Genomic DNA, 13123 nt, shown 5'->3' on the forward strand with positions numbered 1-13123 from the left:
TATAAAGGAATGGAAAAATGGGCTTAAAACTATATAGCAACGCACAGTCTAGAGGTCTTGTTATTGAATGGCTACTGATTGAACTGGGTGCTGAATTTGAAAAAATTGAGTTGGCTTATCACACTGAAATGAAGTCAGAATCTTATCTAAAGATTAACCCATTTGGCAAAGTGCCCACCTTAGTCGATGGCGATATGGTGATTTACGAAATGCCTGCAATTTGCGCATACTTGGCAGATAAGTTTTTTGATCAAGGACTTGCACCAGCACTGGATGATCCAAAACGTGGCTTGTATTTCCGTTGGTTGTTCTTTGCTGCTGGACCGTGGGATGCAGCCACGACGGATCGCGCATTAAAGGTTGAGATTACCGACGAGCAAAAAATGCATATTGGCTATGGAAACTTTCAGGACACCTATACGGCTTTAATTCAGGGCTTGGAGCAGGCTCAACCTTATCTATGTGGTGAGCAATTTACGGTAGCCGATGTGTTTGTTGGTTCCATGCTATTTTGGCAATTGAAGATGGCAGAGATTGAAAGCCATCCTGCAATTGAAAAATATCTTAATTCAATCAAAAGCCGAAAAAACTTAAGAAATAATCAAGTGCTTTTTAGCGATTAAAACATCAAGACGATGCAAACTTAGCATGATCTCGTGCTGGGTTTGCATTGAGGTTTTTTAGTCATATTCAAGCGCAGAAAAATGATAAAAAACTTTGGAGATTGGTTTTTGGTTTTAATCCCTCTATTTTTACTTCAGTTAAATAAAACCTGCGGCAACATTAATACAGATCGCCAAAATCGTGGTGTTAAATCCATACGCCAAAAGGATATGGAGAATATTTAAAACGCGCATCGAACGAGATGTAATCGATACATCTGCTGTTTGTGCAGAAGTACCAATGACATAACTAAAATACAAAAACTCAGGGTAGGTTGGTTTAGGTGTTTTTGGAAAGTCCAATCCACCATCCTGATGATTCTCCACTGCCAAGTAAAAGTCATGTGCATAGTGAATAGCAAAAATGGTATGCATAAATAACCATGCAAAAATGATGGTAAAAATTGCTAAGGCGATATGTCCGGCTTTAACTCCAGTCACATCGGGCAAATGTGCCAATTCAATAATAATGGCAATAAAACACATGATGAGTGAGAGCACAACCAACAGCAAAATGATCCATTTGCTGGCATCCTGCTGCTGAGCACGCTTTAAAATATGCGCTTGATTGGTTGCCCAAAGCATTTTCATGGTCAGGATTAAATAGACCAGGGTGGCAATATTCCAGCTGAATAACAAATTGGTTGACCACTGCCAGTCTGTGCTCAAAGACATCCCCATATACACAACTGCTGTGAGGAGAAAACTAATAAAGAAATATGGGCGAGACTGAATGCCTGATCGAAGTTGGTGAAATGCACGTCCTAACATGATGAACACCGCCTGAGTTAAAGATTGATGGATATTTGAGCAAAGAAAATGAGCATTAAGTTCTATTGGTTTAAGTCGTCATATTAAAAAATAAGCCTACGCTCTATGTCTTGTCGCAGCGGTCTTATTTTTGCTCTAAACGATTGATATCCAGATAAAATACTTTGGTTAATAGTTCAATGAATTTTTGTATTGCAACAGAGCCAGCACTTTTTCGATAACTTACATACAAGTCTAGATAGGGAAGCTCAATATCTAAAGGTCGAATGACGGTGTTACTGTTGATTAATGGCGCAATATAGCTTGGCAAAATTGTACAGCCTAAGCCCGCCCCAACTGAATTAATATTCAATGAAATATTGTCAGCTTTTTGGACGATATTCAATTCAATATGATTGTGTTTGGCAAACTCTAAAATGGTATTGTGCAAGGTCGTGGATTGTTCTTCAGCAGGAATAATAAAATCGATCCCATTGAGCGCTTTAACAGGGATACGTTCATACTTGGCTAAAGGATGATCTTTGGGTAAAACAAAAATTAACGGCTCACGGAGCACAAATTTACTTTCGATTTCATCATTATGAAAATTGTGCCTGCTAAAGCTGATATCCAGCTCACCCTTTTTCAATGCGCGCATTTGTTCAAGGTTATTTAAGCTTAATAACTCAATTTTTAGCTCAGGATTTTGTACTCTTAAATTTGGTAAGACATAAGGGAAAATCTTTATTTCAGCCACGGGTACAAACCCAATCCTTAACAATAGCTGTCTGGCTTTGGAGACCTGTCTTGCCATAGCAACAGCCTTATCGGCTTGTGCTAAAGTTAAGCGTGCTTGCTCCAGAAAAACAGCACCTTCTTCAGTAAGTTCAACTTTACGCTTGGTCCGGTTTAACAGCCGAACACCGACATCTTCTTCAAGATCTTTGATCTGCTGGCTGAGTGAGGGTTGTGCTGTATAAAGTCTCAATGCTGCTTTGCTAAAGTTGAGTTCTTCAGCCACAGTAATGAAGTATCTCAGATGTCGTAATTCCATATAACGCGTCCAAAGAATAATCCAAAAAATGTCTTACTAAGATTTTCAAAGAGTATAATCTATAAACAACTGTCAGGTGAAGACGATTATAGTATTTAGAAAATAAATGAACTTTTCAAAATCATTGTTATTTTAATATAGAAAATAACATAGCGAATAATTGATAAAATATCTTAATTAAAACAAAAAATATTTCGCTAAGCCCTAGCCTAGAAGCCATCATCTGTACAAAGTTGCATCAATTTATCTATAGCCCTTACTTGTCATAAGCTTACTTTCAGGAATAGAAAAATTGATATCGATGTTTTAATTGATGTATCTCGTCATCAATCTATAGTGATCCAAATTTATATGAAGGAACACTTGAAAAGTGCTTGATTGCACTGGTTTAAGTTGTTGCAATCTGTCTGATAAACATGATCATGCTGAGGATTACTAGAACCGACTTGCAGATAGGGGGCAAGATCGGTTTCGTCGTCATGGATAGTCAGCTTGATCAGGGTGTTTATGATGATGTTTTTGATATCGCTCTATCTCAAAATACTTAGACGGAAGGCTTCTTTAGTTTCAAATGCAAAATTGGAAATGGGTTACCTTCAGCATCAAGTTCCGAACGTGCAATTTGTTGGAAGTTATGTTTCTTATAAAACTCCAAAGCACGAATATTTTGTTCGTTGACATCTACTTCATGTGCACCTAACTCAAAAGCTTTTTGAATGAGCATGGAACCGATACCTTGATCAAAAAACTTAGGGTCAATAAATAACATTTCAATCTTTTGATAAGCCAGTCCCATAAACCCAGCGATTTGACCTTCACGTTCCACATGAAACAACCGCACATGATCAAAATAATGATGCTGAATGATGAGCGTTTTAATTTGTAAGATATGCTGTTCGTTTAAAAAGTCATGAGTCGCACGTACAGAAGCTTCCCAAATTTTTAATAATTGTGGATGAGACTGCGACGGAGTATTTAGAATATTGGTTAAATTGGGTTCCATAAAAGATTCACTCAATTGTGAAAAGCAACAAAAAATAAAGAAAAATCACAGATAGTTTCGCTAATATGAAGCAGAACAGATATAAAAATCAAATTGATGTATTTGATGATAAAAAACAGGACAATAAATGTCAGATTCCAACAAAATTGTTGTATATGCAGCACTTTTGGGCAATTTAGCCATTGCTCTGGTTAAGTTTGTTGCCGCTTATATTACAAATAGTTCGGCGATGCTTAGTGAGGCAGTCCATTCTGTCGTAGACACTTTAAATGAAATCTTATTGCTGTATGGTTTAAAAAAATCACAACAGCCTGCAAATTATCATCACCCCTTTGGTTATGGGCGAGAGTTATATTTCTGGGCCTTTATTGTCGCATTGTTGGTTTTTGCTTTAGGTGCTGTGGTTTCAATTTATCAGGGTATTCAACATATTCGTCATCCAGAAGTTATACAATCCCCATTGGTCAATTATGTGGTACTCGGGTTTGCGCTGCTTTGTGAAGGCACTTCATGGTTTATTGCGTTGAAAACATTTAAAAAGACCAAAGGTCAAATGGGATATTTTGAAGCTTTTCGTCGCAGTAAAGATCCGACAACCTTTACAGTTTTATTTGAAGACTCAGCAGCTTTAATTGGCTTAATCATTGCATTGCTGGGAATATTTTGTGCTCAGCAGTTTAATTTACCCGTTTTAGATGGTGTGGCTTCGGTACTGATTGGTGTTGTCTTAGCCATCTCAGCCCTGCTTTTGGCAAGGGAAACTAAAGGGTTGTTGATGGGTGAAACAGCAGATCCAAAACTGCGTCATAATGTATTGAAAATAGCTCAGGAAGATCCTGCCGTGTATTCAGCAAATGGCGTACTGACTGAACAAATGGGTGCACATCAAGTGATTGCTTCTTTAAGCTTAGAGTTTAAAGATAATTTAACTTCCGATGATATCGAAGCCTGTGTGAACAGAATTGAAGCAAAGATTAAAAGTATTCATCCCGAAATCGTGGCATTATTCGTGAAGCCACAAACACAGCAAGTATGGCTTGAAAGAATGAAAGGGCGTTTAGAGTAATCATGTCGAAACAAGAGCCAATGGTCCGTCTTGAAGATACAACGGTACAAGACAACACAATGCAAAATAAGACTGTTCCATCTCAGCAAGTTCAACAATTGCATTATCGAATTGATACTGAAAATTGTCTGTCACATACATGGTATAAACCTGTATTTAGTGTGATTGGTTCAAATCAACACAATGGTGAACGATTCTTTAATGAAGTACGTAAACCACAAGGGCGTAGCCGTTGGGATTTGATGAAATGGCTGGGTACCCGAAAATCATATACTTGGAACGTGGATATTCAAAAAGAATCATCAGAATTCTATGCGGCAAAACGTGTATTACCTCAGAATCGACCAGATGCTGATGAGCATGATTGGCAAATCTGGTTTGTGAGCCATGCGACTGTACTGGTTCAAATTGGTCCCTATAACTTTTTAACTGATCCTGTTTGGGCCGACTATGTCAGTCCAAAACATGGGCGTGGACCAAAACGTGTGATTCCTGCTGGAATTGCTTTAGAGCAATTGCCAGAGATTCATGCAGTTTTACTCAGTCATAATCACTATGACCATATGGATTTAGCCTCTTTAAGATGGCTACACAACAAGTTTGCCATGCCAATCTATACAGGTTTGGGCAATGCCTGTTACTTGCCTAAAGAGTTCCATGTGATTGAGATGGACTGGTGGCAATCTGCATTGTTTAAAAACTTAAAAATTATTTATACCCCAGCACAGCATGGTTCGGGTCGTGGTTTACGTGATCAGAATATTGCATTGTGGGGCGGTTTTTCTGTGGTATCGCAACATGGTCATTTCTTCTTTGCTGGCGATACGGGGTATTCACCGCATTTTAAAGAAATTCAAAAACGTTTAGGTTCACCGCGAATTGCGTTATTGCCAATCGGTGCGTATGAACCAAGAGCGCTAATGAAATATATGCACATGAATCCACAAGATGCTTTTCAGGCGCATTTAGATTTACAAGCCAAACGTTCTTTGGCAATTCATTACCGTACTTTCCAATTGACGGATGAAGCACGGGAACAGCCTGAGCAGGATTTACAAAAGGCCATGAAGAATTCATCAAAAATGGTTAATCCATTCTACTGTATCCGTGAAGGTCGTAAATTGGTGGTGTAGTGGGCCCCTTATTGAGCCATAAAAATTGAGCGCACTAAAAATGATAAAAATCTTATCCAGTACTTTGTTGTTTTGCTTGGTGATGACTTCAGTCGCTGCAAAATCTATAGACCTAACTCAAGCGGCTAAGGCGGATTGTGTTTCAGACGAGCCATGTGCTGTTGTAGACCAATCTGCAGCAGTCGAAGATTTTGAACCTGAGGATTATACGAAAAGTATTAAGCCTTTAAATAAAAAATATGATTTGGAAATAGGGGATAAATGGGAGCTGATATACCAAAATTCAGATACTCAATTCTTTGAAAATGATCTGCGATTGGCCGATACTATTCAGCTTGCTCAAGCTTGGGTTAAAAGTGTGAACCCAAAAAAACAATATACGATTAATTATTATCAAGTATTGTGTAAGGATCGGACATTTACACGGTTAGAACAGTTTAAAAGTCAGGACGATAAAAACTATAAACTGGTTAAAAAGGTAGAGCATTATCGTCAGACACAACCCTTTAGTCAGGCCGGTGAAATACTTCCAGTTTTGGAAAAGCTGTGTCAGGATTAGGGGGATTTATCCAAACTAAAAAATAGTGTTGATTCCTGATTGAAAAATCAAGGGAGATGAATAATGAAAATAATCCAAACTTTATTGATGTTACTGGCATTATCCAGTACAGCTTTTGCTGAGACTCAAAATATACAAATTAATCAAAATAATTTTGAGTTGAAAACAGTGATGAATGAAGAAGAAGCTGATTCTTTACGTAAAGATATTGAATTATATCGAAATAACCAAAAGTTGCTCACGCATACAATTTATTCAACCACGGGTGACTGTAGTATTCTCCAGATTGAATTGGGTGATTATGAGGTCAAAGATAACAAGATTATTTTTTATAGTTATTGGGCCTCAGGTGATCGGCAGGGGCTCTGGACTTATCCTTATGGTGTGCGCAAACAAACCTATACTGTAGATGCAAAGGGTAAGGTGAAATTAGTCAGTGCCGTACTGTATGTTGAAGATATTTTGGGTGATCCACTTAGCACAAACCCAGATGAGGAATACCTTCAATTTTTGCATACCGCTCCAAAAAACAAGCAACAACAACGTGCACTGAGTGAATATATTCAAACCATGCAAAGTGATTATAAAGGTCGATTTGTGCATGGACAGGAACGGGCGCGCTTAATTCAAGAAGTGAAAAGCAAACTTGCCAAGCAAATTGCCACTGAAACCAAAGGATGGAAAGAGCAGTTTGGTACAAATGTGCGAATGTAAGTTTATTCGGCTTTTTGAGCATTGAGAAGTTGAATTGCGACAATAGACAGTGCAGCCATTGCGGTATTCATGATGAAAGGATTAAAACCCTGCGCAAAATAGTGTGGATAAACAATCGCTACAACCAGTAAAAACAACAGCATCGCGATGATATTTAAATAATGCAGAAGCTTTGATTGTCTAAAAATAAGAAATAAGCCACCAAATATTATTTCTCCAAATCCTGAGAGTTCAATAAGTCTAGGAATGGGCAACAATTGAATCCCTGTAAATTGCCAAAATTGTTGCTCTTCGATGACTTTATATATGATTTTAGGGATGAGCCCCTGATAGAACCATAATACAGCCAGTGAAATATGAATGGTCAATAGGGCATTCTGAAGTGCTTTAGAATTTTGTATCAATGCTATGTTCCAAGAAATGTTTTTTATTTTCAGATGAAGGCAGTAAACACTGCGCAGTAGTACCAAATAAACGATAGCGATTTAAAGCGATTCGGCGGTATAGAAAATCTCGGATAAATTTGGGTATCCCATAACCCATTTTTAAATATGAAAAGGGTCGTCCTAAGCTTTCAATCACTTTTAAAAACGCAGTGGATTCACTATAGGCTTGCCCATTTTTAATCACCAACATGCTCTCAAATTGCTCAGTGGGCATTTGGTAATGTCTTAAGATGTCTTGCCCTAAAGGTGATTGTACTGAAGTTAATTTAAATTGTGCCTGTGTATCATATTTGATTAAAAACTTTGCCCAGCCATTACATAACACACAGATTTCATCAAATAAAATGATGTCATGTTGTTGAATTATCGCTTCAATTTTCTGTTGCATGGCTTTACTCGCGATTGGGAGTTTCTTCAATATAGTGCATTTATACAAAATAAAAAACCGCCCGAAGGCGGTTTCTATTGAATGACTTTTATTGAGCTAGGCTTATTGAAAACCAGGATGACCTTTGCCAGGATCGCTATCGCGTGCAGCTTGTGCATCTGCAACAGTTAAGCCCAAGGCTTTTGCCACGCCTTCTCCATACGCTGGGTCACATGCATAACAGTTACGGATATGACGATACTTAATAAAATCAAGTGCATCACCCATCGCACCCGCCGTATTATCAAACAGTGCTTGTTTTTGCGTATCATTCATTAAATTGAATAAAGCACGTGGTTGGCTGAAATAATCCGAATCATCTTGGCGGAAATCCCAATAATCTGCATCACCACTGATTTTTAGTGGTGGTTCTTTAAACTGAGCTTGTTCCTGCCATTGGCTAAAACTATTTGGTTCATAGTGTGGTAAACCGCCATAGTTTGCATCGACACGGCCTTGACCATCACGGTGATTAGAATGAACAGGGCAACGTGCAGCATTGACAGGAATTTGTTGATAATTCACACCCAAACGGTAGCGTTGAGCATCGGCATAGTTAAATAATCGTGCTTGCAACATACGGTCAGGTGAAACACTGATACCTGGAACTAAATTACTTGGTGCGAAAGCCGATTGCTCTACATCAAGGAAGAAGTTTTCAGGATTTTTATTCAGCTCAAACTCACCCACATCAATCAGTGGATAATCTGCATGAGGCCAAACTTTGGTAAGGTCAAATGGATGATAAGGGACTTTCTCTGCATCTGTTTCAGGCATCACTTGAATTTGGAGCTTCCATTTTGGGAAGTTACCATTTTCAATCGAATCAAATAAATCACGTTGGTTACTTTCACGGTCTTTAGCAACAACCGCTTCCGCTTCAGCATCGGTTAAATTTTCAATGCCTTGTTGGGTGCGGAAATGAAATTTGACCCAAAAGCGTTCATTGTTTGCATTGATAAAGCTGTAAGTATGACTACCAAAACCATGCATATGGCGGAAGCTTTTTGGAATACCACGATCAGACATCACAATCGTCACCTGATGCAAAGCTTCAGGTAATAACGTCCAAAAATCCCAGTTGTTGGTTGCACTACGTAGATTGGTTTTAGGGTCGCGTTTTACGGCTTTATTTAAATCTGGGAATTTACGTGGATCACGCATGAAAAAGACAGGAGTGTTGTTCCCAACGAGATCCCAGTTACCTTCTTCGGTATAGAACTTAAGTGCAAAACCACGGATATCTCGTTCTGCATCTGCTGCACCACGTTCACCAGCTACGGTAGTGAAGCGTGCAAACATTTCTGTTTGTTTGCCAATTTGTGAAAATATTTTAGCGCGTGTGTACTGGGTAATATCGTGAGTTACGGTAAATGTACCAAAAGCACCTGAACCTTTTGCATGCATTCTGCGCTCAGGAATAACCTCACGTACAAAGTTGGCCAGTTTCTCGTTTAACCATAAATCTTGTGCCAGTAGAGGACCACGTGCGCCTGCCGTTAAACTATTTTGGTTGTCTACAACAGGTGCACCAAAAGCCGTTGTCAGGTGGGTTACAGGACATTTTTTTGAGTCTTGGCTCATTCTATTTCTCCATTTTTAATTAATCATGTATTCATTTTTGAATAGATGGAATAGATAAAGAATATTCGCTATTACATGACATTAACCGTAATTGAAAAACCAATATAGTGAACAATTGTTAAATCTAATTGATCTAAAAATAAATGATTTGTCATTTATTTTTAGAAACAACTTACCGGTCTTTATCTGCTTTAAAATATTGTTGATCAAGGAAGAGCAAGCAATGTTTTAAAGCGATAACTTTACTTTAGAGTGATTTTTTATATTTGTGAAATTGATAAAAATATTATTATTGATTTGTTTTGGCGATTAATAGGGGAACAGAACTTTGTGTGGTGATAGGAAAATATTAATTCAGCTTTTATTTACGATAACAATGATGGTTTAAAATACAAAATAAATAAAAATCAATAGATTGTGTTTTTTAGTGAAAATGGACTTGGAAACATTCAGCTTGTCTTCATCCATTTGAGAATATTTTACTAAACGAAAATTGATAGTATTCAATTTTAGAAAATCTATTTTTTAATACATATAACGCTGTTTATGATTTGAACCATATCCGCCTCCAAAACTTTCCAATCCTTAAACTCAGGTTCAATCAACAATGTCTGTGAGACAAAACCATAGCAAATTCGTTGTACATTTAGACTCATCTGTTTAAGTTGTTCATCGTCGTCCTGAATAAAAGGTTTCAACATGTTTTGCCACATCTCTACCATCATGGCATAACTTTTTTGATATGTTTCAATACTGGAAACCTGTCGTTCTAACAAGAAAGACTGGGCCCATAAAAATTGTTGTGCTTGAATTTGCTCAAGTTGAAAATGAATGATTTGCTGTAAATAGCTTTGAAAATCTGATTTTGTGGATAAGTCATACACACTTTGTGCATAACTTTTTAAGACTTCTGCATTGCTTTTTACATGTTGGTGAATGGTTAAAGCAATCAAATCTTCCTTTTTAGAAAAATACTCATAAAACGTCCCTAGACCCACACCAGCAAGATCGGTAATTTCCCGAATAGTAATTCTATTGGCAGGATGGTCATGTAAAAGCCGAACAAAACTTTCCATCAACGCTTCTTGCGTGATACGTGCCCTTGATTGGCGGGGTTTACGACGCACATTGATTGCAGGTAAAGCCATAAAAATAATCCGAACATCCTTGAAGGTATTTTCTTCTATACTGAATGGAATTGGTTAAAACAACAAGACAGGAATTCAGATGAACACAGCAGAGAATTGGCAAACACATGAAATCAGCAATCAGTTTGACGAACTGCAAAATTATAATTTATTGACTACAGATCAAGTTTTACAAGAAATTTTGCAACGTTATGGCAGTCAGGATCAGCAACGCCTAACTGAATTTTCACAGATTGCGGGTTCTGCTGAATATTATGAATATGCCGATTTGGCCAATCGACATACTCCTGAATTACATAGTTTTGATGCTCGTGGTCGCCGTAAAGATTTTTTAGAGTTTCATCCTGCATGGCATAAATGGATGAGGCTAAATCGACAATTTGACACACATGCGCATCCATATAATCATCCACAATCAAGTTCAAAATGGGTCGATTGGGCGGCTCGCTTTTTCCTGAGTGGACAAGTCGAGTGTGGCAATCTATGCCCTAATTCTATGACGCTAGGCAGTATTCCCTTAATTCAAAATGAACCTGAATTGTGGGCAAAAGTTGGTGAAAAGCTATTATCGACTGAATATGATGAGCGTGACATTCCGATTTCTCAGAAAAAATCAATTTGGCTGGGAATGGGGATGACGGAAAAGCAGGGTGGGTCAGATGTACGTGCCAATGAAACACGGGCTGTTCCTGTGGCTGATTCGGGACGTGGGCAAGCGTATTTACTGACAGGACATAAATGGTTCTTTTCCGCACCGATGTGTGATGCACATTTAGTCGTGGCAAAAACTGAACAAGATGGATTGGCCTGCTTTTTTGTACCGCGTTGGCTGGAAGATGGGACAAAGAATCCAGTTCAAGTGCAGCGGCTTAAAGATAAAGTGGGTAATCGCAGTAATTCAAGCTCAGAAGTTGAATTTAAAAATGCTTGGGGCATTATGATCGGTGAAGCTGGGCGCGGGATTCCCACGATTATTGAAATGGCAAACTATACACGTTTGACCTGTTCAGTCGGTTCAAGTGCGATGTTACGTCAGGCTTTGGTGCAATGTATTGCCTATGCCCGTCAACGTAAGGCCTTTGGTAAACATTTGGCGGAACAACCGTTGATGCAAGCGGTATTGGCGGATTTAGCTTTGGAAACAGAAGCAGCCATGCAATTGAGTTTTCATCTTGCGCATTGCTATGAGAGTGATGATGAATTATCTCTGGCATGGAGACGAATCATGACGCCCGCTGCAAAGTTCTGGGTGTGTAAGCGTACTGTGGAGTTGACGGGTGAGATGATGGAAGTCTTCGGTGGCAATGGTTATGTCGATACAGGAATCATGGCGCGTATTTTTAAAGAAGCCCCTGTAAATACTATTTGGGAAGGTTCTGGTAATGTGATGTGTTTGGATGTATTACGTGCAATCCAACGTGACCGTGAATCAATTGAAGTCTTATTTAAATCATTTGCACAAGTTGCAGCTCAAGATTCAATTTTACAAGATGAATTACAAGCTTTATTTAAATTATTTAGTGGCTTACAAGCAGATGAATTGCAATTTATGGCACGTAGCTTAGTCAGTCGCTTGGTCATCTTGGCACAAGCTATTTTGCTGAAACAACATGCACCAGATTTTGTTGCAGATGCTTTTATTGCAACACGTTATAGTGCGTTTTATGGACGCGTGGTCGGAATGTTAGATGCGCAAGCTGTAGATGTAAAACGCTTGTTAGATAGAGCTTTAGCTTAATCCCTTCGAAAACGTAAAAAGCGGCATTATATAAATAATGCCGCTTTTTTTAAGCTACTTTTATCAAAGTTCAAGCTTGGGATGTGTAATCGAAATTACTTTTGTTTTTTAAGCTTTTTTTTGAGCTTTTTCAATTTACCTTCGTGTTTGGAGATTTTTTCCAAACGTGCTTTGATTTTCTGTTTTAAAGATTTAACTTGCTTAGACATCATGTTACTCCTTAGTTTGAGTATCCGTTGGCTGATGTTTTTTGATAAAACTACGGATAAATTTTCTTAACTCACGTGCTGCACTGGTATCCCTCGTTTCACAGAGTTGTAAAAACTGGTCACGCTCAGCACTGTTAATGCGAATTAAGAGTTGCCCATCTTTTTTATTCACCTTTGTCTTTTTGGGTAGTTCAGCCATGACGTATTTATCCCCAAAGGTGATAATCAAAAATGTATATACAATATATATGCATTTTTAAAATTCGGCAAATTTATATTGTTGAAAATATTTAATATTTTTGTGGTTTATTGAAAGTTATTGTAATTATGTTTTTATATACTTGTATTCTACACAAAAAAGCGTAATATCAGATTCCCACTGATCAAGTGGTATACAGCAAAATAGGTAAAGAAAATGGCAAAGAAAAAAGCAATGCCAGAGGTTGTGATTCACAACTTTGTGGCCAAACACATGCATGAAGTCAACAAAAGCCAAGTGTTTGTAGATCGTAAAAAGAATGCAAAACGTGGTTATGATAAACACAAAAAAGGTCGATATTCTGATGATTATCGGCCTTTTTTGTGGACTGCAATTTTTGCTTAAATAATTATAAAAATCTAATAAAAATA

15 protein-coding genes are annotated in these 13123 nt (G+C 38.0%); 7 read left to right on the forward strand and 8 right to left on the reverse strand.

From position 1 onward, the window contains the following. The first annotated feature begins 17 nt into the window (after window positions 1–17). A complete protein-coding gene (locus tag FHR28_RS16100) occupies window positions 18–623 on the forward strand; it encodes a glutathione S-transferase family protein (RefSeq protein WP_166783062.1) in 606 nt (201 codons plus the stop codon). A gap of 138 nt (window positions 624–761) precedes the next feature. Here the strand turns inward: FHR28_RS16100 and FHR28_RS16105 are convergent, their stop codons facing one another. The 3 genes from FHR28_RS16105 to FHR28_RS16115 form a co-directional block, all read right to left on the reverse strand. Continuing rightward, a complete protein-coding gene (locus FHR28_RS16105) occupies window positions 762–1433 on the reverse strand; it encodes a DUF1345 domain-containing protein (protein WP_056516824.1) in 672 nt (223 codons plus the stop codon). A gap of 124 nt (window positions 1434–1557) precedes the next feature. Beyond that, the gene (gene hcaR, locus FHR28_RS16110) at window positions 1558–2466 is read right to left on the reverse strand and encodes a DNA-binding transcriptional regulator HcaR (protein WP_056516828.1); all 909 of its coding nucleotides are present in this window, start codon (window positions 2464–2466) and stop codon (window positions 1558–1560) included. A gap of 544 nt (window positions 2467–3010) precedes the next feature. Then, complete coding sequence (locus FHR28_RS16115) at window positions 3011–3469, reverse strand: GNAT family N-acetyltransferase (protein ID WP_105713994.1); 459 nt, start codon at window positions 3467–3469, stop codon at window positions 3011–3013. A gap of 127 nt (window positions 3470–3596) precedes the next feature. Here FHR28_RS16115 and FHR28_RS16120 point away from each other — a divergent pair, with 127 nt between their 5' ends. The 4 genes from FHR28_RS16120 to FHR28_RS16135 all read left to right on the forward strand — a co-directional run bounded on the left by FHR28_RS16120 (window position 3597) and on the right by FHR28_RS16135 (window position 6941). Then, complete coding sequence (locus FHR28_RS16120) at window positions 3597–4535, forward strand: cation diffusion facilitator family transporter (RefSeq protein ID WP_166783063.1); 939 nt, start codon at window positions 3597–3599, stop codon at window positions 4533–4535. A gap of 2 nt (window positions 4536–4537) precedes the next feature. After that, a complete protein-coding gene (locus tag FHR28_RS16125) occupies window positions 4538–5668 on the forward strand; it encodes an MBL fold metallo-hydrolase (protein ID WP_171527372.1) in 1131 nt (376 codons plus the stop codon). A 40-nt stretch (window positions 5669–5708) separates the two neighbouring features. Further along, complete coding sequence (locus FHR28_RS16130; RefSeq protein WP_105713991.1) at window positions 5709–6227, forward strand: hypothetical protein; 519 nt, start codon at window positions 5709–5711, stop codon at window positions 6225–6227. Window positions 6228–6290: 63 nt separating this feature from the next. Beyond that, window positions 6291–6941 carry a hypothetical protein gene (locus FHR28_RS16135; RefSeq protein WP_105713990.1) on the forward strand — a complete coding sequence of 217 codons (651 nt, stop codon included), beginning with the start codon at window positions 6291–6293 and terminating at the stop codon, window positions 6939–6941. Window positions 6942–6943: 2 nt separating this feature from the next. On the opposite strand, the gene FHR28_RS16140 is transcribed toward FHR28_RS16135, so the two are convergent. The 4 genes from FHR28_RS16140 to FHR28_RS16155 form a co-directional block, all read right to left on the reverse strand. Then, window positions 6944–7342, reverse strand: a complete 399-nt coding sequence (locus FHR28_RS16140; protein ID WP_105714048.1) for a DoxX-like family protein — start codon at window positions 7340–7342, stop codon at window positions 6944–6946. Then, window positions 7329–7775, reverse strand: coding sequence for a thiol-disulfide oxidoreductase DCC family protein (locus FHR28_RS16145; protein ID WP_105713989.1), 447 nt, complete (start codon window positions 7773–7775; stop codon window positions 7329–7331). Before FHR28_RS16145 ends, FHR28_RS16140 begins: the two co-directional genes overlap by 14 nt. A gap of 102 nt (window positions 7776–7877) precedes the next feature. Next, the gene (locus FHR28_RS16150) at window positions 7878–9398 is read right to left on the reverse strand and encodes a catalase (protein WP_004718136.1); all 1521 of its coding nucleotides are present in this window, start codon (window positions 9396–9398) and stop codon (window positions 7878–7880) included. A 518-nt stretch (window positions 9399–9916) separates the two neighbouring features. Continuing rightward, the gene (locus tag FHR28_RS16155) at window positions 9917–10546 is read right to left on the reverse strand and encodes a TetR/AcrR family transcriptional regulator (RefSeq protein WP_166783064.1); all 630 of its coding nucleotides are present in this window, start codon (window positions 10544–10546) and stop codon (window positions 9917–9919) included. A 79-nt stretch (window positions 10547–10625) separates the two neighbouring features. Here FHR28_RS16155 and FHR28_RS16160 point away from each other — a divergent pair, with 79 nt between their 5' ends. Then, entirely contained in the window at window positions 10626–12284 is a 1659-nt protein-coding gene (locus FHR28_RS16160; protein ID WP_166783065.1) for an acyl-CoA dehydrogenase family protein, read from the forward strand. Between the two features lie 213 nt (window positions 12285–12497). Here the strand turns inward: FHR28_RS16160 and FHR28_RS16165 are convergent, their stop codons facing one another. Then, window positions 12498–12692 carry a hypothetical protein gene (locus FHR28_RS16165; protein WP_166783066.1) on the reverse strand — a complete coding sequence of 65 codons (195 nt, stop codon included), beginning with the start codon at window positions 12690–12692 and terminating at the stop codon, window positions 12498–12500. Between the two features lie 216 nt (window positions 12693–12908). Here FHR28_RS16165 and FHR28_RS16170 point away from each other — a divergent pair, with 216 nt between their 5' ends. Beyond that, entirely contained in the window at window positions 12909–13097 is a 189-nt protein-coding gene (locus FHR28_RS16170; RefSeq protein ID WP_004718115.1) for a DUF7230 family protein, read from the forward strand. Window positions 13098–13123 lie beyond the last annotated feature (26 nt).

It is taken from the genome of Acinetobacter sp. BIGb0196 (assembly GCF_011759595.1).
Classification (GTDB): domain Bacteria; phylum Pseudomonadota; class Gammaproteobacteria; order Pseudomonadales; family Moraxellaceae; genus Acinetobacter; species Acinetobacter guillouiae.

What these genes read in the sequence shown, in the direction of transcription:
- FHR28_RS16165 (WP_166783066.1), bottom strand. Translation starts at nt 12,692, where the DNA reads ATGGCTGAACTACCCAAAAAGACAAAGGTGAATAAAAAAGATGGGCAA.
- FHR28_RS16150 (WP_004718136.1), bottom strand. Translation starts at nt 9,398, where the DNA reads ATGAGCCAAGACTCAAAAAAATGTCCTGTAACCCACCTGACAACGGCT.
- FHR28_RS16145 (WP_105713989.1), bottom strand. Translation starts at nt 7,775, where the DNA reads ATGCAACAGAAAATTGAAGCGATAATTCAACAACATGACATCATTTTA.
- hcaR (WP_056516828.1), bottom strand. Translation starts at nt 2,466, where the DNA reads ATGGAATTACGACATCTGAGATACTTCATTACTGTGGCTGAAGAACTC.
- FHR28_RS16125 (WP_171527372.1), top strand. Translation starts at nt 4,538, where the DNA reads ATGTCGAAACAAGAGCCAATGGTCCGTCTTGAAGATACAACGGTACAA.
- FHR28_RS16105 (WP_056516824.1), bottom strand. Translation starts at nt 1,433, where the DNA reads ATGTTAGGACGTGCATTTCACCAACTTCGATCAGGCATTCAGTCTCGC.
- FHR28_RS16115 (WP_105713994.1), bottom strand. Translation starts at nt 3,469, where the DNA reads ATGGAACCCAATTTAACCAATATTCTAAATACTCCGTCGCAGTCTCAT.
- FHR28_RS16130 (WP_105713991.1), top strand. Translation starts at nt 5,709, where the DNA reads ATGATAAAAATCTTATCCAGTACTTTGTTGTTTTGCTTGGTGATGACT.
- FHR28_RS16135 (WP_105713990.1), top strand. Translation starts at nt 6,291, where the DNA reads ATGAAAATAATCCAAACTTTATTGATGTTACTGGCATTATCCAGTACA.
- FHR28_RS16120 (WP_166783063.1), top strand. Translation starts at nt 3,597, where the DNA reads ATGTCAGATTCCAACAAAATTGTTGTATATGCAGCACTTTTGGGCAAT.
- FHR28_RS16170 (WP_004718115.1), top strand. Translation starts at nt 12,909, where the DNA reads ATGGCAAAGAAAAAAGCAATGCCAGAGGTTGTGATTCACAACTTTGTG.
- FHR28_RS16160 (WP_166783065.1), top strand. Translation starts at nt 10,626, where the DNA reads ATGAACACAGCAGAGAATTGGCAAACACATGAAATCAGCAATCAGTTT.
- FHR28_RS16155 (WP_166783064.1), bottom strand. Translation starts at nt 10,546, where the DNA reads ATGGCTTTACCTGCAATCAATGTGCGTCGTAAACCCCGCCAATCAAGG.
- FHR28_RS16100 (WP_166783062.1), top strand. Translation starts at nt 18, where the DNA reads ATGGGCTTAAAACTATATAGCAACGCACAGTCTAGAGGTCTTGTTATT.